A 21211-nucleotide genomic window follows, 5' to 3' on the forward strand; every position below is an offset into this window, starting at 1 on the left:
CACTTGTCGGTGCCCGTGTGTAGCGTCTCGGGCATGTTCGAATATCAGTTCGATGTGGACCCGGGTGCTTCCGAGGCGGACTTACGGGATGCAGTCGAGCGATTCGAGCGGTTGAAGTCCTGCGCCGCCGCGGCACAAGCCCGCGCGACCGTGCTGTGGAAGGAGAAACGCCGCGCCGCCGAAGAGGCCGCGGGTGTGCCCGCGAACCGTCGGGGCCGCGGCTTGGCGACAGAAGTCGCACTCGCACGACGCGATGCGCCGGTGCAGGGAGGCCGTCACCTGGGCTTCGCCACGGCTCTGGTTGACGAGATGCCCTGCACCCTGGCGGCTTTGGAGTCCGGAGTGCTCTCGGAATGGCGCGCCACCCTGATCGTGCGCGAGTCAGCTTGCTTGAGTGTCGAGCATCGTCGCCGACTGGATTCGGAGATGTGCCGCGACACCGCGCGTCTCGAGGGGTGGGGTGACAAGCGGATCGCCGCCGAAGCCAAGAAGATTGCCTGTGCGCTCGACGTCGAAGCGGTCGTGGATCGCAGCGCCAAAGCCGCTGCCGACCGATGCGTCACCATCCGTCCGGCCCCCGACACGATGACGTGGGTTACCGCCCTGCTGCCCGTCGCGCAGGGTGTCAGTGTCTACGCGGCGTTGAAACGCGCCGCCGACACCACGTTCGATGACAGGTCTCGCGGGCAAGTGATGGCCGATACCTTGGTGGAACGGGTCACGGGGTGTCCGGTCGAGCAGCCCGTGCCGGTGACGCTGAACCTCGTGATGGCCGACACAACACTGTGGGGTGACGACGATTCACCCGCATGGCTCGACGGATACGGTCCGCTACCGAGTTCGATCGCGAGAGCACTGACCGTTGACGCGGCCACCGCCGCCGCCAAGGCGATGCTGCGGCGTCTGTACCGCCATCCGGTCAGCAGTCAGCTCGTCGCCATGGAATCCCAAGCCCGCGCCTTCCCAAAGGGTTTGGCGGCATTCATCGGAATTCGAGACCAGACGTGCCGCACTCCTTACTGCAACGCACCGATACGACACCGCGACCATGCGGTGCCGCGGCACCGAGCCGGGCCTACGAGTGCGTTGAACGGGCTAGGCGAATGCGAGGCCTGCAACTACGCCAAGGAAGCGCCCGGCTGGTCGGTGGTGACCAGTGATCGCGACGGCGTACACAGCGCCGAGTTCACGACGCCCACCGGCGCAACGTATCGATCGACCGCACCGCCGCTGCCCGGTCCACCCGTGCGATCCGTCAGCATGATCGAAGGCCGGCTCAGCGTCGACCTGGTCACGTTCGACGCTGCGTGACGTACCAGTCCAACAGGTCCGGGTCGTCGACGGCGCTGCGCTCGACCACCTTCGCGGCGTCGGCTCCCTGGAACAGCTTCTTGATCGGCACCTCGAGCTTCTTGCCTGTGCGGGTGTGCGGCACACCTGGTGCGGCGATGATCTCGTCGGGCACATGCCGCGGTGAGACTTCCTCGCGGACGGTGTTTTTGATGCGGTCGCGAACCTCGTCGGTCAGTTCGGCACCCTCGGCGAGGACCACGAAGAGCGGCATCCAGTATCCGCCGTCGGGTTCGTCGACGCCGATAATCAAGGCTTCCGCCACCTCGGGCAGCCGTTCGACCGCCTGGTAGATGTCGGCGCTGCCCATCCGGATACCGTGCCGATTCAAGGTCGAGTCCGAGCGGCCGTGCACGATGATGCTGCCGTGGTCGGTGATGGTGATCCAGTCGCCGTGTCGCCACACACCGGGGAACATCTCGAAATACGCTGCGCGATAACGCGACCCGTCGGGATCGTTCCAGAACCCGACGGGCATCGACGGCAAAGGCTGGGTCACCACCAGCTCGCCGACTTCGTTGCGCACTGGGTTGCCGGACTCGTCCCACGAGTCCAGCGCGCATCCCAGGTACGGGGCCGACAACTCACCCGGCCACACCGGGACCGTGCGGACCCCGCCGATGAAAGCGGACACCACGTCGGTGCCGCCGCTGATCGACGACACCTGGACATGCTCACCGACGTTGTCGCGCAACCACAGTGACGACGACGGAGGCAGCGACGAGCCGGTGATGCCGACCGTGCGCAACGCCGACAGGTCGTGCTCCTTGCGTGGCACCGCGCCGGCCTTCGCGCAGCCCAGCACATAGCCCGGGCTCGTCCCCAGCACGGTCGCCTTGACCCGCGCCGCGATCTCCCAGAGCGCATCCGGACGCGGTGCGTTGGGGCTGCCGTCGTAGCAGACGATCGTCGCCCCGACCAGCAGGCCGGCCACCTGAAAGTTCCACATCATCCAGCTGGGGCTGGTGTACCAGAAGAAGGTGTCGTCAGCTCCGATGTCCGACTGCAGGCTCACAGCTTTGAGGTGTTCGACCAGCACACCGCCGTGCCCGTGCATGATGCCCTTGGGCAGCCCCGTGGTGCCCGAGGAGAACAGGATCCACAGCGGGTGGGCGAAGTCGACCGGTGTCGTGGTCAACTCCTTGCTGCTGCTGCCCGCGAGGTCGGGTGCCATCACCGTCGCGCGCAGCGTCGGCAATCCCTTCTGCAGCGCGGCGATGTCGGCGCCCTTGTCGTGGAACTTCCCGCCGTAGGTATAGCCGTCGGTGGTCACCAGCACCGTCGGTTCGAGCTGACCCAGGCGGTCGAGCGCGGCCTTCGCCGAATAGTCCTGGCCGCAGGCACTCCAGATCGCACCGAGGCTGGCGGTGGCGAGGAATGCGATCACGGCCTCGGGAATATTGGGCAGATAGCCCACGACCCGGTCGCCGGCGCTCACACCGAGGTCACGCAGCGTCTGTGCGAACGCTGCCGTACGTCCCAACAACTCGCTCCACGACACATCGACCGGATCCCCGCCCTCACGCAGGTACACGATGGCGGGCCGGTCCGACCGGGCATTGCGAATCACCTGGTCGACATAGTTGAGCTGTACCCCCGGAAACCACTGCGCCCCAGGCATTTCAGCGGATGCGAGCACCTTTTCCGGTCGGTCACCGAGGTCGAAGTAGTCCCACAACGCGGCCCAGAACGCATCCGGCTTGTCGGTCGACCACTGCCACAGCGACTCGTAGTCGGGGTGGTTTCGGCCGGTGCGGCGCTGCACGAACTGTGCGAAGTCGGTGACCCGCGCTCCGGCCACATCGGCTTCGGTGGGTGTCCATTGCGGGGTGGCGGTCATCGGGCACTCCACCCGCCGTCCATCGTGTACGACGCTCCGGTCACCATCCCCGCGTCCGGCGAGGCGAGCCAGGTCACCAGGGAGGCAACTTCTTCGGGTTCGACAAGTCGCTTGATTGCACTCTCCTTCAACAGAATGTCGGCGACCACCTTATCCTCGTCGATGCCGTGGGTGCGGGCCTGATCGGCGATCTGCTTGGTCACCAGCGGGGTCCGCACATAGCCGGGGTCGACGCAGTTGCTCGTGACGCCGTGCGGGCCGCCTTCCAGAGCCGTCACCTTCGACAACCCTTCCAACCCGTGCTTGGCGGTGACGTAGCCGCTCTTGTACTCCGAGGCGCGCAGACCGTGCACAGATGAGATGTTGATGACGCGCCCGAACTTGCGCAAGTACATGTGCGGCAACGCCGCACGGATCAACAGGAACGGCGCTTCGAGCATCAACGCGAGGATGAAGCGGAAGCGCTCGGGCGGAAACTCGTGGATCGGGCTGACATGCTGTACGCCGGCGTTGTTGACCAGGATATCGGTCTGCAGCCGAAGATCCTCGAGCGCTGACACATCGGAAAGGTCTACCGCCCAGGCTTTTCCATCGATTTCGTCGGCGACTTTGTTGGCGCCGCCCTCGTCGAGGTCCGCGACGGTGACCGTCGCCCCACGCTGGGCCAAGGCACGCGCACAAGCCGCACCGATGCCACTGGCGCCGCCGGTGACCAAAGCGGTGCGCCCGTCGAGATCGCTCATACGACACCCGCTTTGGCGAGTTGCTCACGATCGGCTGCGTCCAGCGTCGCGAGATCGAGGCCCTTGGTCTCACGGTTGAACAACGCGGCCACCAGGGTGATCAGCGAAGCCCCCGCGAGATAGAGAGCGATCGGCACCGCCGAGTCGAACTTGTCGAGCAGCCAGGTGGCGATGGCGGGCGCGAGCGATCCGGCGACGATCGATGTCACCTGATACCCGAGGGAGACACCGGAATACCGCATGCGGGTCGGGAACATCTCGGCCATGATCGCGGGCTGCGGTGAGTACATCAGCGCGTGGATGACGAGCCCGAGGATGATGGCGGCCATGATCAGCGCGTAGGAACCACTGTTCATCATCGGGAACGCGAAGAAGCCCCACGTGCCTCCGAGGATCGCCCCGACGATGTACACCGGCCGTCTGCCGAACCGATCGGACAACCGCCCCACTTGCGGGATCACCACGAAGTGCACCGCGTGCGCGACCAGCAACCACCACAGGATGTCGCTGGTGTCCGCGCCGACGTGCGTCTTGAGATAGACGATCGAGAAGGTGACCACCAGGTAGTACATGATGTTCTCGGCGAACCGCAGGCCCATCGCGGTGAAAACCCCTCGGGGATACCGCTTCAGCACCTCGATCACGCCGTACGAGACGGCCTTGACGCGCTCGACCTCTTCTTGAGCGGCCACGAAGATCGGAGCATCGGTGACCTTGGTCCGGATGTAGTACCCGATCACCACCACCACCGCCGACAGCCAGAACGCGACCCGCCATCCCCAGGACAGGAACGCCGTCTCCGGCAGCGCGGCGGTCAACACCAGCAAGACGACGGTGGCGAGCATATTGCCCACCGGCACCGCCGCTTGCGGCCAGCTGGCCCAGAAGCCGCGCCGGTCGTTGGGCCTGTGCTCGGCGACCAGCAGGACCGCGCCACCCCATTCACCTCCGACCGCGAAGCCCTGCATGAACCGCAGGACCACCAACAGGATCGGCGCCCACACGCCGATCTGCGCGTAGGTCGGCAGGCACCCCATGAGGAAGGTGACGGCGCCGACGAGCAGGATCGCGAACTGCAACAGCTTCTTGCGCCCGTACTTGTCACCGAAGTGACCGAAGACGATGCCGCCCAGCGGCCGTGCCACGAATCCGACGGCGTAGGTCAGGAGTGCGGCGATCAGGCCGCTGGCCTCACTGGTGCTTTCTGCGAAGAACACCTTGTTGAAGACGAGAGTGGCGGCGGTGGCGTAGAGGAAGAATTCGTACCACTCGACGACGGTGCCTGCCATCGAGGCGACCACGACGCGTTTGAGTCCGGTGGGGACCGGCGCGGCGCCGCTGTCGGGGTTGGTGACGCCCATCGCAGACTCCTTCGGGTTGTGATGGCAGACAAGTCGCCTGTGAGTATTCCCGCAGATAGGTCACCGGGCAATGGCGAAAGGTGCAGGGAGTATCTGCAAAAATGCACATATGACCCAGTCGTCGGGTCGGCGACGACCGAGCGCCGATGATCTCCTGGTGCTGCTGGCGGTCGGCCGGTCGGGCCGGTACAACGCCGCCGCGGAGGAGCTGGGCCTCAACCACACCACGATCTCCAGGCGTATCGCCGCACTCGAGGAGTCGGTGGGTGGACGCGTGCTGGCCCGCGGCGCGGGCGGATGGGAACTCACCGAACTCGGACGCGAAGCGCTGGCCGCAGCGGAGGTCATCGACTCGGCCGTGCGCTCGCTGGCCGTCGACCCCGCCGGCGAACGTGCGCTCGAGGGCGTCGTCCGGATCTCGGCCACCGACGGCTTCTCCGCCTATATCGCCGCCCCCGCCGCCGCGCGTGTGCAACGGCAGCATCCGAATGTGGCCGTCGAGATCGTCGCCGCCACCCGCCGCGCGACCCAGCAGAGGTCCGGGCTCGACGTCGAGGTCGTCGTCGGCGAACCGCGAGTTCATCGGGCCAGGGCGATCAGGCTCGGTGATTACTGCCTCGGCCTCTACGGTTCCCGTGACTACCTGGCCGAGCACGGTACGCCGACCACCGTCGCCGACCTGAACCGTCATCCGCTGGTCTATTTCATCGACTCGATGTTGCAGGTCGACGACCTCGATGCGGCGACGGGTTTCGCACCCGCGATGCGGGAGTCCGTCACGTCGACGAACGTTTTCGTCCACGTTGAGGCGACCCGCGCTGCCGCGGGACTCGGGCTGCTGCCCTGCTTCATGGCCGACCGCCACGCCGATCTCGTGCGCGTCCTGCGCACCGAGGCGTCGGTGCGGCTGACGTACTGGCTCGTCACCCGTGGTGAAACACTGCGCCGGCCCGAGGTGGCGGCCGTCGTGGACGCGATCCGCGACCGGATGCACGACCAGCACGACGTGTTGCTGGGCAAGGGTTAACGTCGTCGGTATGCCGTTCATCGACCACCCGAAGGGCCGGGCCTACCACCGCCACTGGGCGTCGGCGCAGCCGCGCGCGGCGGTGATCTTCCTGCACGGCTTCGGCGAGCACACCGGGCTCTACCACCGCTACGGCTTTGCGCTCAACGCCGCGGGCGTCGACCTGTGGGCCGTCGACCAGTTCGGCCACGGTTTGAGCCCGGGCACCCGCGGGGACTTCGGATCAACCGAGGACAGCTCCTCGCTCGCCGACGCCCTGATCTCGCTCGTCGAAAGTGCCACGCCCGCAATACCGTTGATTGCACAAGGGCATTCGTTCGGCTCGATCGTCACGCTGTTCCGGCTGCTCGACCAGCCCGACCGTTATGCCGGCGGGGTTGTCTCGGGCGCTCCGCTGGTGCCGATCCCGGCGATGCTCGACAACGACACCGCACTGCGCCTCGAGCCCAGTTGGCTGTCCGACGACCCGTTCTACCTCGACCTGCTGGCGACCGACCCGCTGGCATTCGTCGATGCCGACGGTGTGGCGCTGACACGGGAACTCGACCGGGCCTGGGACCGGTTCGGCGCCGTCCTGCCGAAGCTGGCGGTGCCGACCCTGGCCGTGCACGGTTCGAATGATCCGATCGCTGCGGTCGGGGCGGTGCGGGCCTACTCCGAGCAGATCGACTCGTTGCGCCTGGCCGAATTCGAGGGCGCACGTCACGACGTTCTCAATGAGACCGTGCACCGGGAGGTCGCGGCGACGATCGTCGGCTTCATCGACGAGTTGTTGTAGCGCTACAGCCAGGTGTCGTCGGTGGTGGCGGTGAGGAACGCCTCGAGGTCGTCGCGCCATTGCGCGGGCGTGTTCTTCTCCGGCTCGATACCGGTGTACTGCCCGCGGTAGAACAGCAGCGGCCGCGGCTTGCGGTGCGGGACGTCCGACAGCGAATGCACCGCGCCGAACACGACGAAGTGGTCGCCCCCGTCGTGCACCGAATGCACCGAGCAGTCGATGTGAGCGAGCGTGCCCTCGATGACCGGCGAGCCGAGTTTCGACTGATACCAGTCGATTTCGGCGAACTTGTCGGGTTCCTTGGAGCCGAACCGCGCCGAGACGTCCTTCTGGTTCTCGTGCAGCACGTTCACGCAGAAATGACCGCTGGCCTCGATGGCCTGCCACGACCGCGACATCTTCGTCGGGCAGAACAGCACCAGCGGTGGATCCAGGCTCAGCGCGGCGAACGACTGGCACGCGAATCCGATCGGCACGCCGTCGTGGACCGTGGTGATCACCGTGATGCCCGTGCAGAACTGCCCGAGCACGCTGCGGAATGTGCGCGGATCGATCGGTTCGGCCGCCATTATCGAGTGATCTTCACCGTCACTTGAAGCCGACGCTGAAGTCGTGGCCCCACAGGCTGACCGCGGTGCTTTCCCGCGCGACCCAGTCCTCGTTCTCGACTTGCAAGCCCTCACAACCGAATTCGACGTCGAACCCGCCCGGCGTCTTCATGTAGAACGACAGCATCTTGTCGTTGACGTGGCGGCCCAGCGTCGCCGACATCGGCACCTTGCGGCGCAACGCGCGGTCCAGGCAGAGCCCGACGTCGTCGGCACTTTCCACCTCGACCATCAGGTGCACGATGCCGCTCGGCGTCTCACCGGGCATGAACGCCAGGCTGTGGTGGCGCGGGTTGACCCCGAGGAAGCGCAGCCACGCGGGCGCGCCGTCGGCGGGCCGTCCGACCAGCTGCGGCGGCAACCGCATCGAGTCACGCAGATGAAACCCGAGCACGTCCCGATAGAAGTGCAGCGTTTCGGCGTCGTCACGGGTGGTCAGCACCACGTGGCCCAGGCCCTGCTGCTCGGTGACGAACTTGTGGCCGTACGGGCTGACGACGCGGCGGTGCTCGAGCGCGACGCCGTGGAAGACCTCGAGCGTGTTACCCGACGGGTCGTCGAAGCGGATCATCTCGTCGACCCGGCGTTCGGCCAGCTCGGCGGCCGAAGCCTCCTTGTACGGAACACCTTGGATGTCGAGCCGGTTCCGGATGTCCTGCAATTGCTCGGCATTGGCGGTCTCCCAGCCGGACTGCAGCAGGCGGTCGTGCTCTCCCGGCACGATCACCAATCGGGCCGGGAACTCGTCCATCCGCAGATAGAGCGCGCCGTCGGTCTGGCCGGAGCCCTCGACCATGCCGAGCACCTTCAGGCCGTACTCGCGCCACGCCGCGACGTCCGTTGCCTCGATCCGAAGGTAGCCAAGCGATTTGATGGTCATCGCACGCCCTCCCGAGAAGGTTTCAAGAAATCGATGGTGAGCTTGTTGAATTCGTCGAACTTCTCCAGCTGGGCCCAGTGTCCGCACTGCCCGAAGACGTGCAGCTGCACGCGCGGAATCTGTTTGAGCGCCACCAGCGCGCCGTCGAGCGGGTTGACGCGATCCTCGCGGCCCCAGATCAGCAGGACCGGCTGGCGCAGCTTGTACACCTCGCGCCACATCATGCCGAGCTCGAAGTCCGCGCCCGCGAACGACATTCCCATCGCCTTGGCCGCGGCCAGTGACTCGGGCTGGCTGGCGATCTCGAACCGTTCGTCGATCAGCTCACCGGTGATCAGGTTCTGGTCGTAAACCATGATGCGCAGGAACCTCTCCATGTTCTCGCGCGTGGGCTCGGCGGTGAACTTGCCGAGCAGTTTGACGCCCTCGGTGGGGTCGGGCGCGAAGAGGTTGACCGACAGCCCGCCGGGCCCCATCAGCACGAGCCGGCCTGCCCGCTTGGGATTGTCGAGCGCGAACCGCACCGCGGTCCCCCCGCCGAGCGAATTGCCGACCAGCGCAGCGCGTTCGATGCCCAGGTGGTCGAACAACCCGAGCACCGCGTTCGCGCTGTAGCGGTTGTACTGCTCGTGCTCGGTGTGTTTGTCGGAGTGGCCGTAACCGGGCTGGTCGACGGCGATGACGTGAAAGTGCCTGGCGAGCACCGCGATGTTCTTGGAGAAGTTCGACCAGCTCGACGCGCCGGGTCCGCCGCCGTGCAGCAACACGACCGTCTCCGAGTGGCCGACGCCGGCTTCGTGGTAGTGCAGCCGCATGTCTCGTTCACCAGCGCGAACCTGCGCGTACCGGGACGTCGATTCGAAGGTGACCTCGACCTGCTGCTCGGTTTCCTGGATGTATGAGGTCATCTGGCCTTCCCGTTAAACCATCGTGTCCTGCGGCGGCAGCCCGAACTCGTTGTTGCCGAAGATCAGGTAGGCGCGTTCGGGATCGTTGGCGGCGTGTACGCGCCCGGCGTGGGCGTCCCGCCAGAACCGTTGCACCGGTGCGTCGTTGCTCAACGCGGTGGCACCGGAAGCCTCGAAGAGGCGGTCGATCGAGGCGATCGCACGGCCGGTCGCGCGCACCTGGTCACGGCGGGCGCGGGCGCGCAGCTCGAACGGAATCTCCTCGCCCGCTTTCAGCAAGGCGTACTCGTCGCCGACATTGCCCATCAGCTGACGCCAGGCCGCGTCGATATCGCTGGCGGCCTCGGCGATCCGGATCTTGGCGAACGGATCGTCCTTGGCCTTCTCCCCCGCAAACGCCGCGCGCACCCGCTTGCCCTGATGTTCGACGTGCGCGTCGTACGCGCCGTACGCCATACCGACGATGGGCGCGGAGATGGTGGTGGGATGCACTGTGCCCCACGGCATCTTGTAGACCGGTGCGGTGTTGGTCTCCAGCCCGCCCGCGGTGCGGTCGTTCATCGCCTTGTAGGACAGGAAGCGGTGCCGTGGCACGAACACGTCCTTGACCTTGAGCGTGTTGCTCCCGGTTCCCTTGAGACCGACCACATGCCACACGTCGTCGATCTCGTATTCGGAGCGCGGAATCAGGAAGCTGCCGAAGTCCACCGGCTTGCCGTCCTTGATCACCGGTCCGCCGACGAACGTCCACGTGGCGTGGTCACAACCGGACGACCAGTTCCACGACCCGTTGACGATGTAGCCACCGTCGACGACGGTGCCCGCCCCCATCGGCGCATACGACGAGGAGATCCGCACGGCGGGATCGTCGCCCCACACCTCTTCCTGCGCCTTCTGGTCGAACAGCGCGAGGTGCCAGTTGTGCACGCCGATGATCGAGCTGACCCAACCGGTCGAGCCGCAGACGCTGGCAAGGCGGCGCACCGCCTCGTAGAAGAGCGTCGGATCGCACTGCATTCCGCCCCACTGCTCGGGCTGAAGCAGCTTGAAGAAGCCGACCTCGTTGAGTTCGTTGACCGTGTCGTCGGGGAGGCGGCGCAGGTCTTCGGTGGCCTGTGCGCGTTTGGCGATCAGCGGCAGTAGATCGTCGATCCCGGCTAGGACCGACTGCACGTCACGCTGTTCAATGGACGTCACTGATGTGCCTCCCGGGATAGGACGGACTGCGATGAGCGCTCACGCGAAGAGCCCACAACTGCGATGAGCACTCACGCGAAGCGCGAACCGCTTAGCCGTCAGATTAGAACACGTTACGATTCGTGTCGAGTAGGGCATACCTGTAGGACCTGGACCTGCACACATGCATTTCTGTAACCTGTTCTAGTTATCGCCCTGGGTCGCAGGGCTGGCGGACGTGAGAGGTGGACGCGAAAGTGACCGACGAGCCGCTCGGCAGCCACGTGCTCGAGCTGGAACTTGCCGATGTCGTCACCGAGACCGACGACGCGCGCTCGCTGGTGTTCAGCGTGCCCTCCGGCGCCGATATACCGGCCGAACGGTTGCGCTATGCGCCAGGACAGTTCCTGACACTGCGCGTGCCCAGCGACCGGACGGGTTCGGTGGCGCGCTGCTACTCCCTGTGCAGTTCGCCCTTTACCGACGACCGGCTGACCGTCACCGTCAAGCGCACCGCCGACGGGTACGCCTCGAACTGGCTGTGCGATCACGCGCACGCCGGCATGAAGATCCACGTCCTCGCACCTTCGGGCACCTTCGTGCCCAAGACGCTGGACACCGACTTCCTGCTGCTGGCCGCCGGCTCCGGGATCACGCCGATGATGTCGATCTGCAAGTCGGCGCTGGCCGAGGGCAGCGGCAAGGTCGTGCTGATCTACGCCAACCGGGACGAGACGTCGGTCATCTTCGGCTCGGCGCTACGTGAGCTCAGCGAGAAGTATCCCGAGCGGTTGGTCGTCGTGCACTGGCTGGAAACGGTGCAGGGTCTGCCGAGCGCGGCCGCACTCGCCGCCCTGACCGCTCCCTACACAAGTCACGACGCCTACATCTGTGGTCCGGGGCCGTTCATGGCCGCGGCCGAGGAGGCGGTCAAGGGTGCGGGCATGCCCGCCGAGCGGGTGCACATCGAGGTGTTCAAGTCGCTGGACTCCGATCCGTTCGCGGCGGTGGTCATCGAGGAGGACGACAGCGACGAGGGTCCGGCCACCGCGATCGTCACGCTCGACGGCGAAACCCACGAGGTGCGGTGGCCCCGCAACGCCAAACTGCTCGACGTGCTGCTGGACAAGGGGCTCGACGCGCCGTTCTCCTGCCGCGAGGGCCATTGCGGCGCGTGCGCGGTGCTGAAGAAGAGCGGCGACGTCGAAATGGACGTCAACGACGTGCTCGAACAATCCGACCTCGACGAGGGGCTGATCCTGGGCTGCCAAGCCCTGCCCCGCTCGGAATCGGTCGAAGTCACCTATGACGAATAGCGCGCGGGCTAGCATTCGCCGCACGTGGAAGGGGAGCAACGTGACGAACCGGTTGACCGGCGTCGCTGCGGCGATCTCGGTGATCCTGCTGGCGCTGACGGTCATGGCGCCCACCCCGACGGCGGCCGCGGCCGTCGACACCGCGGACTCCTCGGTTCCGGTCGACCCCGGCACCAACCTCGAGATGCACGTGACCGCGAACTGCATCGCGGCCGAGGCCAAGTGCTTGTTCGACGCCAACGCCAACCTGCGCCGCGGCCCAGACGTTCTTGGCTTCCCCGGCGACCTGTGGGCCCGCCAGACCACGACGCTGCGCACCATGGACCGCAGCGTGTACATCAACTTCAATTTCGATGCGCCCAACACCCGGTCGTTCAAATCGCTGACCGACGTGGAGTTCACGACCATCTACTTCGGGGGCGGACCGCCCGAGAAGTTCCAGTTCCACGGGATCGCCTGGCCGGTAGATCAGCGCACCGGCGCGCCCCGCACCGACGTTCCACTGATCGTGTGCTCGCACATTCAGGTGGTCTACGGCGGGGTCAACATCACCTCGCCGGACGCGTGCGCGCAGGCCGCGTTCAGCTGACGGGGCAGCCCGGCGCGCTTAACGGGTTGGTTACAAGCACCAGCTGCGTGCGATCAACCCGTTAGGCCACCAGGCCGCGTTCAGCTAACGGGGCAGCCCCAGCAGTCGTTCGCCTGCGAGGGTGAGCAGGATCTGCTCGGTCCCGCCCGCGATGGTCAGGCACCGGGTGTTGAGGAAGTCGAACACCGTCGAGTTTTCGACCACGCCCCCGCCCTCGGACAATTCCATCCGCAGTTCGGCGAGCGCCTGCCGGTAGCGCACGCCGATCAGCTTGCGCGCGCTGGCCTGCGGGCCGGGATCCTGGCCTCCGACAGCGAGTTCGGCGATCTTCTGATCCAGCAGTGAACCGACCTGAGCCGCCACGATCAACGAACCCAACCGATCCTGGCCGGCCACGTCGAAGTCCAGCGTGGCGACCTGTTTGAGCAACTCCTCCATCGGGTTGCCCAGCGCGGTGCCGTGAGCCATCGCGACCCGCTCGTTCGCCAGCGTGGTGCGCGCCAGCCGCCATCCGTCGTTGACCTGGCCGACCACCATCTCGTCGGGCACGAACACCTCGTCGAAGAACACCTCGTTGAACAGGTTGTCCCCGGTGATCTCGCGCAGCGGGCGGATGTCGATGCCCGGCGATTTCATGTCGACGAGGAAGTACGTGATCCCCTTGTGCTTCGGCGCGTCCGGATCGGTGCGGGCAAGGCAGACACCCCACGCGGCCTTGTGCGCCGCCGAGGTCCACACCTTCTGACCGGTCAACTTCCAGCCCGGTTTGTCTGCGCCGCTCGCGGTCGCGCCGTCCACGCGAACCGCCTTCGTGCGCAGCGCCGCCAGATCCGATCCGGCGCCCGGCTCGGAGAACAGCTGGCACCACTGCAGTTCGCCCCGCAGCGTCGCGGGTACGAACTTCTCGATCTGTTCGGGGGTGCCGTGCTCGAGAATCGTTGGCGCAGCCCACCATCCGATCACCAGGTCCGGCCGGGTGACCCCGGCGGCCGCCAGCTCCTGGTCGATCAACAACTGCTCCGCGGGGCCGGCCCCGCGGCCGTACGGCTTGGGCCAGTGCGGTGCCTGCAAGCCCGCATCGGCGAGCGCGGCCTGCTGTTTCTCGACGGGCAACGCTGCGACTTCCGCGACGGCAGAGGCGATCTCGGGGCGCAGGTCGGCAACCGACTCGAGATCGATGCGCAGGTCACGGCGCACACCCTGTTGCGTCAACGCCGCAACTCGGCGCAACCAGCGCGGCGCTCCGCCGAGGAAGTGCGAAATGCCGTAGGCGCGACGCAGATACAGATGCGCGTCGTGCTCCCAGGTGATCCCGATGCCGCCCAACACCTGGATGCAGTCCTTGGCGTTGGCCTTGGCGGCCTCGATCCCGACGGCGGCGGCCACCGCCGCGGCGATCGAGAGTTGGTTGTCGTCGCCGTCACCGGATAAGACGCCCTCCGCGACCGCCCTTGCCGCATCCATGGCGGCCACCGAGGCCTGCTCGGACCGCAGCAGCATCTCTGCGCACATGTGCTTGATGGCCTGGAAACTGCCGATGGGCTTGCCGAACTGCTCGCGCACCTTCGCGTACTCGGTCGCGGTCTGCAACGCCCAGCGCGCCAGACCCGCGGCCTCGGCCGCCATGACGGCGGCGGCGATGTCGATCACTCGCTGTGCGGGAGCGCTGACCGCCTCGGCGGGCGCGGACTCGAGCACGACGCGCGCCAGCGGCCGGGAGAAGTCTGTGGCCTTGCGGGGCTCGACGGACACGCCGTCCGCACCCGCGTCGACCATGACGAAGACGTCGCCGGCCGGCACCAGCAGCACCCCGGTGGGATCGGCCCCGAGCACGTAGTCCGCGGTGCCCGAGGCCCGGCCGTCGGCAAACCGCACGTCTGCCGTCAACGCCACCCCGGCGACCCGCTCGCCCGAAGCCAGCGCCTGCAGCACTTCTGGCGGCTCGAGCACGAGCGTGGCCAGTGCGGTCGTCGCGACGGGACCCGGCACCAACGCGGCCGCCGCCTCGTCGACCATCGCGCACAGGTCGTCGACCGTGCCGTCGGCGCCGCCGTGCTCCTCCGGCAGCGCCACGCCGAAGATCCCGAGTTCGGCCAAACCCGAATAGGCTCGGCGCCAGGCGTCCGCCTGCCCCTGCTCGACGTCTCGCGCCGCGGCGACGACGCCGGAAGCGCTTGCCCAGTCACGCACCAGCTCCCTGACGGCAGCCTGGTCGTCGGCCATGGTCCCCGGGGATGCGAGCGACACCGTCCACTCCTGACTATTGGGTGAGAAGACGGTGCTCCTCACTAGAACGTGTTCTAATAGTGCCAGCGACCGACCGTCAAGTCGACCGCCATTACAGCAGGACACGTCGGTGCCATCGGGGACATCGGGGTGAGAAAAGTGCATATGCATGCGTATCGTTTCTGACGAGAACGCATAGCGAAGGAGAAACCCGCCGCATGTCCGGCCCGTCTCAGCCAGCAGCCGCCAACCCGGGCGCGCAGTCGGACTCTCGACCTCGTCAGGTGATGAACGTGGCGGTCCTGTCCGAGTCAGAGCTCGGCTCGGAAGCCCAGCGCGAGCGCCGCAAGCGCATCCTGGACGCCACACTGGCCATCGCTTCCAAGGGCGGCTACGAAGCCGTCCAAATGCGAGCTGTGGCCGAACGGGCCGACGTCGCGGTCGGCACCCTCTACCGGTACTTCCCGTCCAAAGTGCACCTGCTGGTCTCCGCGCTGGGACGCGAGTTCGAGCGCATCGACGCCAAGACCGACCGCGCCTCGCTGGCCGGTGGCACGCCGTATCAGCGGCTGAACATCATGGTGGGCAAGCTCAACCGCGCGATGCAGCGCAATCCGCTGTTGACCGAGGCGATGACGCGGGCGTTCGTGTTCGCCGACGCGTCGGCGGCCGGTGAAGTCGACCACGTCGGCAAGCTGATGGACTCGATGTTCGCCCGCGCCATGAGCGACGGTGAGCCGACCGAGGACCAGTACCACATCGCGCGCGTCATCTCCGACGTCTGGCTGTCCAACCTGCTCGCCTGGCTGACCAGACGAGCCTCGGCAACCGACGTCAGCAAGCGACTGGACCTCGCGGTGCGGCTGCTGATCGGCGACGGAGAGCACCCTAAGATCTAGGCGTGCTTCCCGCGGATCTGCAGCGCGCGCTCACCTCGGCCGCCGCGGCGCCACGGCTGCTGATCACCTCCGACTTCGACGGCACGCTCGCGCCGATCGTCAGTAATCCGGCCGACGCCCGGCCACTCGCCGACGCCGCAGACGCCCTGGCCGCGCTCGCCGACCTTCCGGACACGGCTTCCGCGCTGATCTCCGGACGCGCGCTCGACGTGTTACGCGAGTTGTCGGGGATGCCGGCCGCGGTACATCTCGTCGGCAGCCACGGCGCCGAGTTCAACACGGGCTTCACCCACGAGGTCGACGACGTTCTCCTGCAACGCATCACGTCGGCACTGCGCGAGATCGCCTCCGGCAAGCCGGGTGTCACCGTCGAGACCAAACCTGCCAGTGTCGCCCTGCACGTGCGCAACGCCTCGGCGAGCGATGGCGCGGCCGCCCTCTCCGCGGCCCGCGAGGCGGCGGCGGATTGGGACGCGCAGCTGACCGAAGGCAAAGCGGTGCTGGAGTTCGCGGTGATCCAGACGGACAAGGGCGAGGCGATCGACATCCTCCGAGAGCAGGAGAACGCGACCGCCGTGGTGTTCTTCGGCGATGACGTCACCGATGAGAAGGCGTTTCGCCGCCTTCGCGGCGACGATGTCGGGGTGAAGGTCGGACCGGGCGAGACACTGGCGGCCTATCGGGTCGAGGCGCCCGAAGACGTTGCCGCGGCGTTGATTCACCTGCTCGACGCGCGGCGCTCGCGGTCGCGATGACGGTGCTGACCGACGCCGAGATCGCCGAGCGGACCGCTTCCGCAGTCGCCGCGGCCAGCGCCGCCGGGGCCGACCTCGGCCTGCGCTGCGACGACCCCCGCGTCCTCTACGACGTGTTCTCCGTGATCGTGCACCTTCACCCCGAACCGGTCGTCGTCCGGGTGCCCACCGTGCTGCCGCCGTCGTACACCAACAACCCGGATGTGCAGACCAGACAACAGCGCGCGGAACTCGCCGTCACCCGATGGCTCGCCGAACGCGGGCATCCGGTGGTCCCACCGAGCCCGCTGGTGCCCGCCGAACCTGTTCGCCGCGACGGGTTCTCGATGACGTTCTGGCAATTCGTCGAACAGATCCCCGATGCGAACCCGGACCTGGCGCAGCGCATGGAGCAGACCGCGCAGCTACACGCCGCACTGCGCGACTACGACGGAGATCTCGATTTCTGGGCGCCGTTCGGCACCTCCATACCGGAGGGACTGGCGGCGTTACGGAACCTGCCCGAACTGATTTCGGCACCGGATCTTGCACGGGCACAACGTGAATGGGATGTCATCGCCCCGGTTCTGACGTCGCGCACGGCATTCGAGTCCGCGTTCCCCGGCGTCGACGTGCAGCCCATCCACGGTGATGCGCCGTACCACAACATGATCACCACACCGGACGGCGAGCTGTGGTCGGACTTCGAGCTCGTGACGGTGGGTGCGGTCGAATCCGACCTGGCGATGGTGGGCGACGACGCGCTGGCCGCCTACGACGCGGCCGCCGTGGACATGAGGCTGCGGCCGACCGACGAACGTGTCCTACGGATCACCGAGGCCGCCGGCCGGCTCGCGATGATCGCGGCGCTGGCGATGGCTCCTGAGCTGCCGCTGCTCGCCGACAGCGTCGCACCGATGGTGGAGCAGTGGCGGGCGTGCCCACCGCTCACCCAGATTTAAGCGGGCGGGCCCGCCGTGCGGCCCCGTACCACCTCGGTGTCGAGCACCTCCACGACGGGCAGCCCCGACCGTGGCGGGTGGTGCAGCAGCCGCCCCGCCCGGCGGCCCTTCTCGATGCTGGGCTGCGCGACGGTGGCCAGGCCGCGCCGCAGCGCTTCCGGAACCCCGTCGAATCCGGTGACCGTCATCTGGCCGGGAACGTAAATACCCCGCGCGCGTAGGTAATCCATCGCCGACAGGGCCAGTACGTCGGCGGTGCACATCAACGCGGTCAGCCGGGGATTGGCGGCCAGCGCGACCTCCGCGGCCGCGCCGCCCGACGTCGGCAGGTGCTCGTAGCTCTCCACCACGGTCAGCGATTCCGGGTCGAGTCCCGCCGCGCTCATCGCATCACGAACGCCCGCGATGCGCTCGCGCTGCACGTGAAAGTGCGGCGTCTGCAGCCGTCGTGGATCGGCCACGGTGGGTCCGGCCCCGCCCTGCGGCCGATCGCGGCCCAGCCGCATGGTCAACAGGCCGATCTCCCGATGACCCAGCTGCACAACGTGTTCGGCGAGTCGGCGCATCGCACCGCGGTCGTCGATGCACACATGCGAGGCACCAGGTACGTCCTTGGGCTGATCGATCACCACCATCGGCAGGTGCCGCTGCTGGACGGTCGCGAGATACGGGTCGTCGTCGGAGGCCGAATACACCGCGAAACCGTCCACGCCGGCAGCGAGGATCGCCGCCGTACCGTCGCTGACGCTGCGATTGGGCCCGATCGCCACGAGCAGCAGTCCTTGCCCGGCCTCCTCACACGATTCGGCCAGGCCGGCCACGAAGTCGAGGGCGGCCGGATCGCTGAACGAGTAGTTGAGCGGTTCGGTGATCATCAGGCCCACCGCACCGGCCTTGCGGGTGCGCAGCGAGCGCGCCACCGGGTCGGGGCCCGGGTATCCCAGCCGCTTCGCGGTGGCCAGCACCTGCTCGCGCAGTTCGGCCGACAACTGGTCCGGCCGGTTGTAGGCGTTGGAGATCGTGGTGCGCGAGACCTTGAGTTCGGCCGCCAGAGAAGCCAGCGTGGCACGCCGTCGCGGCGAGGGACTCCTCGGCATGCTCCGTGAGGGTAGCCGACCACGCCTCGGGCTCAGGTGACCAGCACCCGATCGGCGGTTCGTCGCAGCCCGCGCTGCCCGGCCCACACCACGGCCCAGACGCTGCACGCGACCGTCACGATCACGAAGCTGGGCGGCGCGTTGAACATCGCCGACAGCCCCAGACCCGCCCATACCGCAGCGAGGCTGAAGCCCGTGGACAAGGCGATCGCTTTGCCCGGTCGCGGTGTCAGCATGATCGCCGCCGCGGCGGGGCTCACCACGAGCGCGAACAGCAACAGTGTGCCGACCGCCTGCACCGCCATCGTCACCGCCAGCCCGAGCAGCGCCATGAACGCCACCGAAAGGGCGCGCACGGGCACCCCCTTGGCGTCGGCCACCTGGGCGTTGACGGAGGTGAACAGCAGCGGCCGGTAGATCATCGCGATGCAGACGGCCAGCACCGCGACCAGCACCGCGAACGTCGTGATCTGCTGCCGGGAGATCGCCAGCAGGTTGCCGAACAGGACGTTGGTCAGCGTGCTCGAACTCTTGGTGGCCAGCGAGTTGAAGAACAACCCGAGACCGGTTGCCATGGCCAGCACGGTTCCGGTGGCCACCTCGCGGTCGGCCGCGCGGCGGCCCAGCGCCCCGATCACCAGGGCGCCGCCGATGCAGAACACCCCGAGCCCCACCCCGACCGGGACGCCGATGAGCACCGCCCCTGTGGCGCCCGGCAGCCCGATGTGAGCGAGGGCGTGGGCGGCGAAGGCCGTGTTGCGCACGACGACGAAGTAGCCGATCAGGCCGGCGGCCAGGGCGACGATCGTGCCGCCGATCAAGGCGTTGCGCATGAAGGCCGACGTGAGGATCTGCCACCAATTGTCTTGGTAGCCAAGCGCGACGATGGTCGTGTTCATCACGGCCTCCGCATGTACAGATCACCCTGCGGCGTGTGCACGACCTCGACTCGGGTGCCGTAGAGGTGGCTCAGCAGCGTCTCGTCGACCACGCCGTCGAAGGTGTCGAAGTGCGCATGCCCGTCGAGCAGATAGATGGCGCTGGTCAATACGCCCAGCAATGGGTTCAGGTCGTGCGCGACGACCAGGATCGTCACGCCGAACTCCTTGCTGATCTGGTCGAGCACGGCGACGATCTCGCGCTGGCTGCGCAGATCGAGCGCGGCCAACGGCTCGTCGAGGATCAACATGCGGGGTTTGGAGACCAGCGCCTCGGCCAGCGCGACCCGCTGGCGTTGGCCGCCGGACAGTTGCGACAGCCGTTTGTGTGCCACCGCGGTCGCGTCGACGGCGGCCAGCACCTCGTCCACGCGACGGTTGTCCTCGCGGCTCGGCCACCCGAAGCCCCACCGGTGTCCGACGAGGCCGAGCATCACGGCGTCGCGCGCACGGATCGCCTCGCCGGAGCCCGACGCGTAGTTCTGCGGGACGTAGCCGATCGACCTGTTTAGCGCACCGGCCGGTTGACCGAAGACGCGAACGTGTCCGGATGCCGGGGGTACCAGGCCGAGCACGATCTGCAGCAGCGTCGTCTTTCCGGCCCCGTTCGACCCGATGACGGCCACGATGCCGCCTGCGGGGACCTCGAACGTCGCCTCCGACCAGATCAGCCGCCCGCCGCGCGCCGCGCTGACGTCCTCGAAGGTCAGCGCCGGCTGCTCGACGTCGGATCGGGCGACAGGTTCCGAATCAGCTTCCGACACCGAGCGCCTCGCCGAGTGCGATCAGCTGGTCGACCTGCCAGCTTAAAAACGAGTCCGCGTCCGGCGGCAAGGTCTCGGTGATCTCGACCACCGGAACCCCCGACTGTTCGGCCACCATCCGAAGTTGTTGCGGGACAGAACCTTCCGTCTGCACGTTGTAGATCAGGACGTCAACGCCGCGGTCGGACAGCAGCTGCAGGAAGGCATCGAGGTCGGCCGGGGACGGTTCGGAGTCGTTGGACGACGCGACCTGATAGCCGCGAGGCGTGCGGTTGGTCAGGCCGAGCGCCGCACCCATGTCATCGAATGACGTCTCGGTCGCGGCGTAGCTCTTGCCGGACGCTTTGGCCTTCAGGGAATCGATGAGCTCATGGTACGGCTTGAGATCCTCCGCAAACGCGACGCGACGTTCGTCGAAGTACCCCGCCGCCTCCGGCGCGAGTTGACGCAGTCGGGCGGTAACCGCGTCGGCGAGGGCCGTCACCGCGGCGGGGTCGTACCAGGCGTGGGGGTTGGTCTCGCCTTGGTGGTCCTGGTGACCGGCGGCCACCACTGCCTCCACGACCGGCGCGTCGGGCGCCGTGCTCGCGGCGAGCTTTACCGCCCATTCGTCGTAGTGGCCACCGTTGAGAACCACGAGCTGAGCGCCTTCGAACTTCGCCGCATCGGACGGCGCGGGCTCGAAGTCGTGGGGGTCGGCCGCCGAGCCGGCCAGCACCGTGGCGACCTGCGCGCAGCCGCCGCCCAGCTGGGAGACGATGTCGGCCCACTGGTCGACGCTGACGACCACGTCGACCGGCCGGACCGGACACGGAGCGGTACTCGTCTCCTGGGCTCGCTCGTCACCGCCGGCGCACGCCACCTCGAACGGAGCGGCCAGCACCGCGCTGGCGAGGATCGTGCGGGCAACCCGGGCAGTCAACACACCGATAACGATAACCGTTTCCAATAGCGAGCGCCTCTTGCACCGCGCGGCCGACGTCACGGCGGGCTCCCGGACGCCTAAGCTGACCGC

The 21211-nt window shown here is 67.4% G+C and carries 20 protein-coding genes; 8 read left to right on the top strand and 12 right to left on the bottom strand.

Translation table 11 applies throughout. From position 1 onward, the window contains the following. Nucleotides 1-33: 33 nt before the first annotated feature. Nucleotides 34-1311, top strand: coding sequence for an HNH endonuclease (locus AU072_RS05170; RefSeq protein WP_064412784.1), 1278 nt, complete (start codon nucleotides 34-36; stop codon nucleotides 1309-1311). On the opposite strand, the gene AU072_RS05175 is transcribed toward AU072_RS05170, so the two are convergent. The 3 genes from AU072_RS05175 to AU072_RS05185 are packed head-to-tail and all read right to left on the bottom strand — an operon-like array spanning nucleotide 1292 to nucleotide 5294. Continuing rightward, nucleotides 1292-3190, bottom strand: a complete 1899-nt coding sequence (locus AU072_RS05175; RefSeq protein WP_064412785.1) for an acetoacetate--CoA ligase — start codon at nucleotides 3188-3190, stop codon at nucleotides 1292-1294. The genes AU072_RS05170 and AU072_RS05175 overlap by 20 nt on opposite strands. Next, nucleotides 3187-3933: a 3-hydroxybutyrate dehydrogenase gene (locus tag AU072_RS05180; protein ID WP_064412786.1), complete on the bottom strand. Its 747-nt coding sequence runs from the start codon at nucleotides 3931-3933 to the stop codon at nucleotides 3187-3189. The genes AU072_RS05175 and AU072_RS05180 overlap by 4 nt, the downstream gene beginning before the upstream one ends. Further along, complete coding sequence (locus AU072_RS05185) at nucleotides 3930-5294, bottom strand: MFS transporter (protein ID WP_064412787.1); 1365 nt, start codon at nucleotides 5292-5294, stop codon at nucleotides 3930-3932. The genes AU072_RS05180 and AU072_RS05185 overlap by 4 nt, the downstream gene beginning before the upstream one ends. Before the next feature lie 70 nt (nucleotides 5295-5364). Between AU072_RS05185 and AU072_RS05190 the strand changes: the two genes are divergently transcribed. Then, a complete protein-coding gene (locus tag AU072_RS05190) occupies nucleotides 5365-6321 on the top strand; it encodes a LysR family transcriptional regulator (protein ID WP_064412788.1) in 957 nt (318 codons plus the stop codon). Nucleotides 6322-6331: 10 nt separating this feature from the next. After that, nucleotides 6332-7099 carry an alpha/beta fold hydrolase gene (locus tag AU072_RS05195; protein WP_064412789.1) on the top strand — a complete coding sequence of 256 codons (768 nt, stop codon included), beginning with the start codon at nucleotides 6332-6334 and terminating at the stop codon, nucleotides 7097-7099. Between the two features lie 2 nt (nucleotides 7100-7101). Here AU072_RS05195 and hsaB read toward each other — a convergent pair whose 3' ends face one another. From hsaB to hsaA, 4 genes are read right to left on the bottom strand one after another with little or no spacing between them, the layout of a single operon-like run. Beyond that, complete coding sequence (gene hsaB / locus AU072_RS05200) at nucleotides 7102-7668, bottom strand: 3-hydroxy-9,10-secoandrosta-1,3,5(10)-triene-9,17-dione monooxygenase reductase subunit (RefSeq protein WP_064412790.1); 567 nt, start codon at nucleotides 7666-7668, stop codon at nucleotides 7102-7104. Between the two features lie 19 nt (nucleotides 7669-7687). Then, nucleotides 7688-8587 carry an iron-dependent extradiol dioxygenase HsaC gene (gene hsaC / locus AU072_RS05205; RefSeq protein WP_064412791.1) on the bottom strand — a complete coding sequence of 300 codons (900 nt, stop codon included), beginning with the start codon at nucleotides 8585-8587 and terminating at the stop codon, nucleotides 7688-7690. After that, nucleotides 8584-9495, bottom strand: a complete 912-nt coding sequence (hsaD, locus tag AU072_RS05210) for a 4,5:9,10-diseco-3-hydroxy-5,9,17-trioxoandrosta-1(10),2-diene-4-oate hydrolase (RefSeq protein ID WP_064412792.1) — start codon at nucleotides 9493-9495, stop codon at nucleotides 8584-8586. Before hsaD ends, hsaC begins: the two co-directional genes overlap by 4 nt. A 12-nt stretch (nucleotides 9496-9507) precedes the next feature. Next, nucleotides 9508-10692, bottom strand: a complete 1185-nt coding sequence (hsaA, locus tag AU072_RS05215) for a 3-hydroxy-9,10-secoandrosta-1,3,5(10)-triene-9,17-dione monooxygenase oxygenase subunit (protein WP_064347907.1) — start codon at nucleotides 10690-10692, stop codon at nucleotides 9508-9510. Between the two features lie 236 nt (nucleotides 10693-10928). On the opposite strand from hsaA, the gene AU072_RS05220 reads away from it, so the two are divergent. Then, a complete protein-coding gene (locus AU072_RS05220; protein ID WP_064412840.1) occupies nucleotides 10929-11987 on the top strand; it encodes a ferredoxin--NADP reductase in 1059 nt (352 codons plus the stop codon). Between the two features lie 40 nt (nucleotides 11988-12027). Then, nucleotides 12028-12576 (top strand): hypothetical protein, encoded by a 549-nt coding sequence (locus tag AU072_RS05225; protein WP_174523718.1) that lies wholly within the window; start codon nucleotides 12028-12030, stop codon nucleotides 12574-12576. A gap of 84 nt (nucleotides 12577-12660) precedes the next feature. Here AU072_RS05225 and AU072_RS05230 read toward each other — a convergent pair whose 3' ends face one another. Beyond that, the gene (locus AU072_RS05230; RefSeq protein WP_064412793.1) at nucleotides 12661-14799 is read right to left on the bottom strand and encodes an acyl-CoA dehydrogenase family protein; all 2139 of its coding nucleotides are present in this window, start codon (nucleotides 14797-14799) and stop codon (nucleotides 12661-12663) included. 221 nt (nucleotides 14800-15020) lie between these two features. Between AU072_RS05230 and kstR the strand changes: the two genes are divergently transcribed. Genes kstR through AU072_RS05245 form a run of 3 tightly spaced genes read left to right on the top strand, consistent with a single transcriptional unit; the run spans nucleotide 15021 to nucleotide 17397 of the window. Next, entirely contained in the window at nucleotides 15021-15701 is a 681-nt protein-coding gene (gene kstR / locus AU072_RS05235; RefSeq protein WP_064412794.1) for a cholesterol catabolism transcriptional regulator KstR, read from the top strand. 2 nt (nucleotides 15702-15703) lie between these two features. Further along, nucleotides 15704-16456, top strand: a complete 753-nt coding sequence (gene otsB, locus AU072_RS05240) for a trehalose-phosphatase (RefSeq protein ID WP_064412795.1) — start codon at nucleotides 15704-15706, stop codon at nucleotides 16454-16456. Next, a complete protein-coding gene (locus tag AU072_RS05245; protein WP_064412796.1) occupies nucleotides 16453-17397 on the top strand; it encodes a phosphotransferase in 945 nt (314 codons plus the stop codon). Before otsB ends, AU072_RS05245 begins: the two co-directional genes overlap by 4 nt. Here the strand turns inward: AU072_RS05245 and AU072_RS05250 are convergent. The 4 genes from AU072_RS05250 to AU072_RS05265 are packed head-to-tail and all read right to left on the bottom strand — an operon-like array spanning nucleotide 17394 to nucleotide 21145. Beyond that, on the bottom strand, nucleotides 17394-18494 hold the full coding sequence (locus AU072_RS05250; RefSeq protein ID WP_064412797.1) for an Rv3575c family transcriptional regulator: 1101 nt from the start codon (nucleotides 18492-18494) through the stop codon (nucleotides 17394-17396). The genes AU072_RS05245 and AU072_RS05250 overlap by 4 nt on opposite strands. A 32-nt stretch (nucleotides 18495-18526) precedes the next feature. Then, nucleotides 18527-19393 (bottom strand): metal ABC transporter permease, encoded by an 867-nt coding sequence (locus AU072_RS05255; RefSeq protein ID WP_064412798.1) that lies wholly within the window; start codon nucleotides 19391-19393, stop codon nucleotides 18527-18529. Next, nucleotides 19393-20196: a metal ABC transporter ATP-binding protein gene (locus AU072_RS05260; RefSeq protein WP_064412799.1), complete on the bottom strand. Its 804-nt coding sequence runs from the start codon at nucleotides 20194-20196 to the stop codon at nucleotides 19393-19395. Before AU072_RS05260 ends, AU072_RS05255 begins: the two co-directional genes overlap by 1 nt. Next, nucleotides 20183-21145, bottom strand: coding sequence for a metal ABC transporter solute-binding protein, Zn/Mn family (locus AU072_RS05265; protein ID WP_064412841.1), 963 nt, complete (start codon nucleotides 21143-21145; stop codon nucleotides 20183-20185). Before AU072_RS05265 ends, AU072_RS05260 begins: the two co-directional genes overlap by 14 nt. Nucleotides 21146-21211: the final 66 nt, after the last annotated feature.

Source organism: Mycolicibacterium novocastrense (assembly GCF_001499835.1).
Taxonomy (GTDB): Bacteria; Actinomycetota; Actinomycetes; order Mycobacteriales; family Mycobacteriaceae; genus Mycobacterium; species Mycobacterium novocastrense.

Bases quoted from the DNA above. Each gene is read 5' to 3' on its own strand.
- AU072_RS05170 (WP_064412784.1), top strand. From the start codon at position 34: ATGTTCGAATATCAGTTCGATGTGGACCCGGGTGCTTCCGAGGCGGAC.
- AU072_RS05175 (WP_064412785.1), bottom strand. From the start codon at position 3,190: ATGACCGCCACCCCGCAATGGACACCCACCGAAGCCGATGTGGCCGGA.
- AU072_RS05180 (WP_064412786.1), bottom strand. From the start codon at position 3,933: ATGAGCGATCTCGACGGGCGCACCGCTTTGGTCACCGGCGGCGCCAGT.
- AU072_RS05185 (WP_064412787.1), bottom strand. From the start codon at position 5,294: ATGGGCGTCACCAACCCCGACAGCGGCGCCGCGCCGGTCCCCACCGGA.
- AU072_RS05190 (WP_064412788.1), top strand. From the start codon at position 5,365: ATGGCGAAAGGTGCAGGGAGTATCTGCAAAAATGCACATATGACCCAG.
- AU072_RS05195 (WP_064412789.1), top strand. From the start codon at position 6,332: ATGCCGTTCATCGACCACCCGAAGGGCCGGGCCTACCACCGCCACTGG.
- hsaB (WP_064412790.1), bottom strand. From the start codon at position 7,668: ATGGCGGCCGAACCGATCGATCCGCGCACATTCCGCAGCGTGCTCGGG.
- hsaC (WP_064412791.1), bottom strand. From the start codon at position 8,587: ATGACCATCAAATCGCTTGGCTACCTTCGGATCGAGGCAACGGACGTC.
- hsaD (WP_064412792.1), bottom strand. From the start codon at position 9,495: ATGACCTCATACATCCAGGAAACCGAGCAGCAGGTCGAGGTCACCTTC.
- AU072_RS05230 (WP_064412793.1), bottom strand. From the start codon at position 14,799: ATGGCCGACGACCAGGCTGCCGTCAGGGAGCTGGTGCGTGACTGGGCA.
- kstR (WP_064412794.1), top strand. From the start codon at position 15,021: ATGTCCGGCCCGTCTCAGCCAGCAGCCGCCAACCCGGGCGCGCAGTCG.
- AU072_RS05245 (WP_064412796.1), top strand. From the start codon at position 16,453: ATGACGGTGCTGACCGACGCCGAGATCGCCGAGCGGACCGCTTCCGCA.
- AU072_RS05250 (WP_064412797.1), bottom strand. From the start codon at position 18,494: ATGCCGAGGAGTCCCTCGCCGCGACGGCGTGCCACGCTGGCTTCTCTG.
- AU072_RS05255 (WP_064412798.1), bottom strand. From the start codon at position 19,393: ATGAACACGACCATCGTCGCGCTTGGCTACCAAGACAATTGGTGGCAG.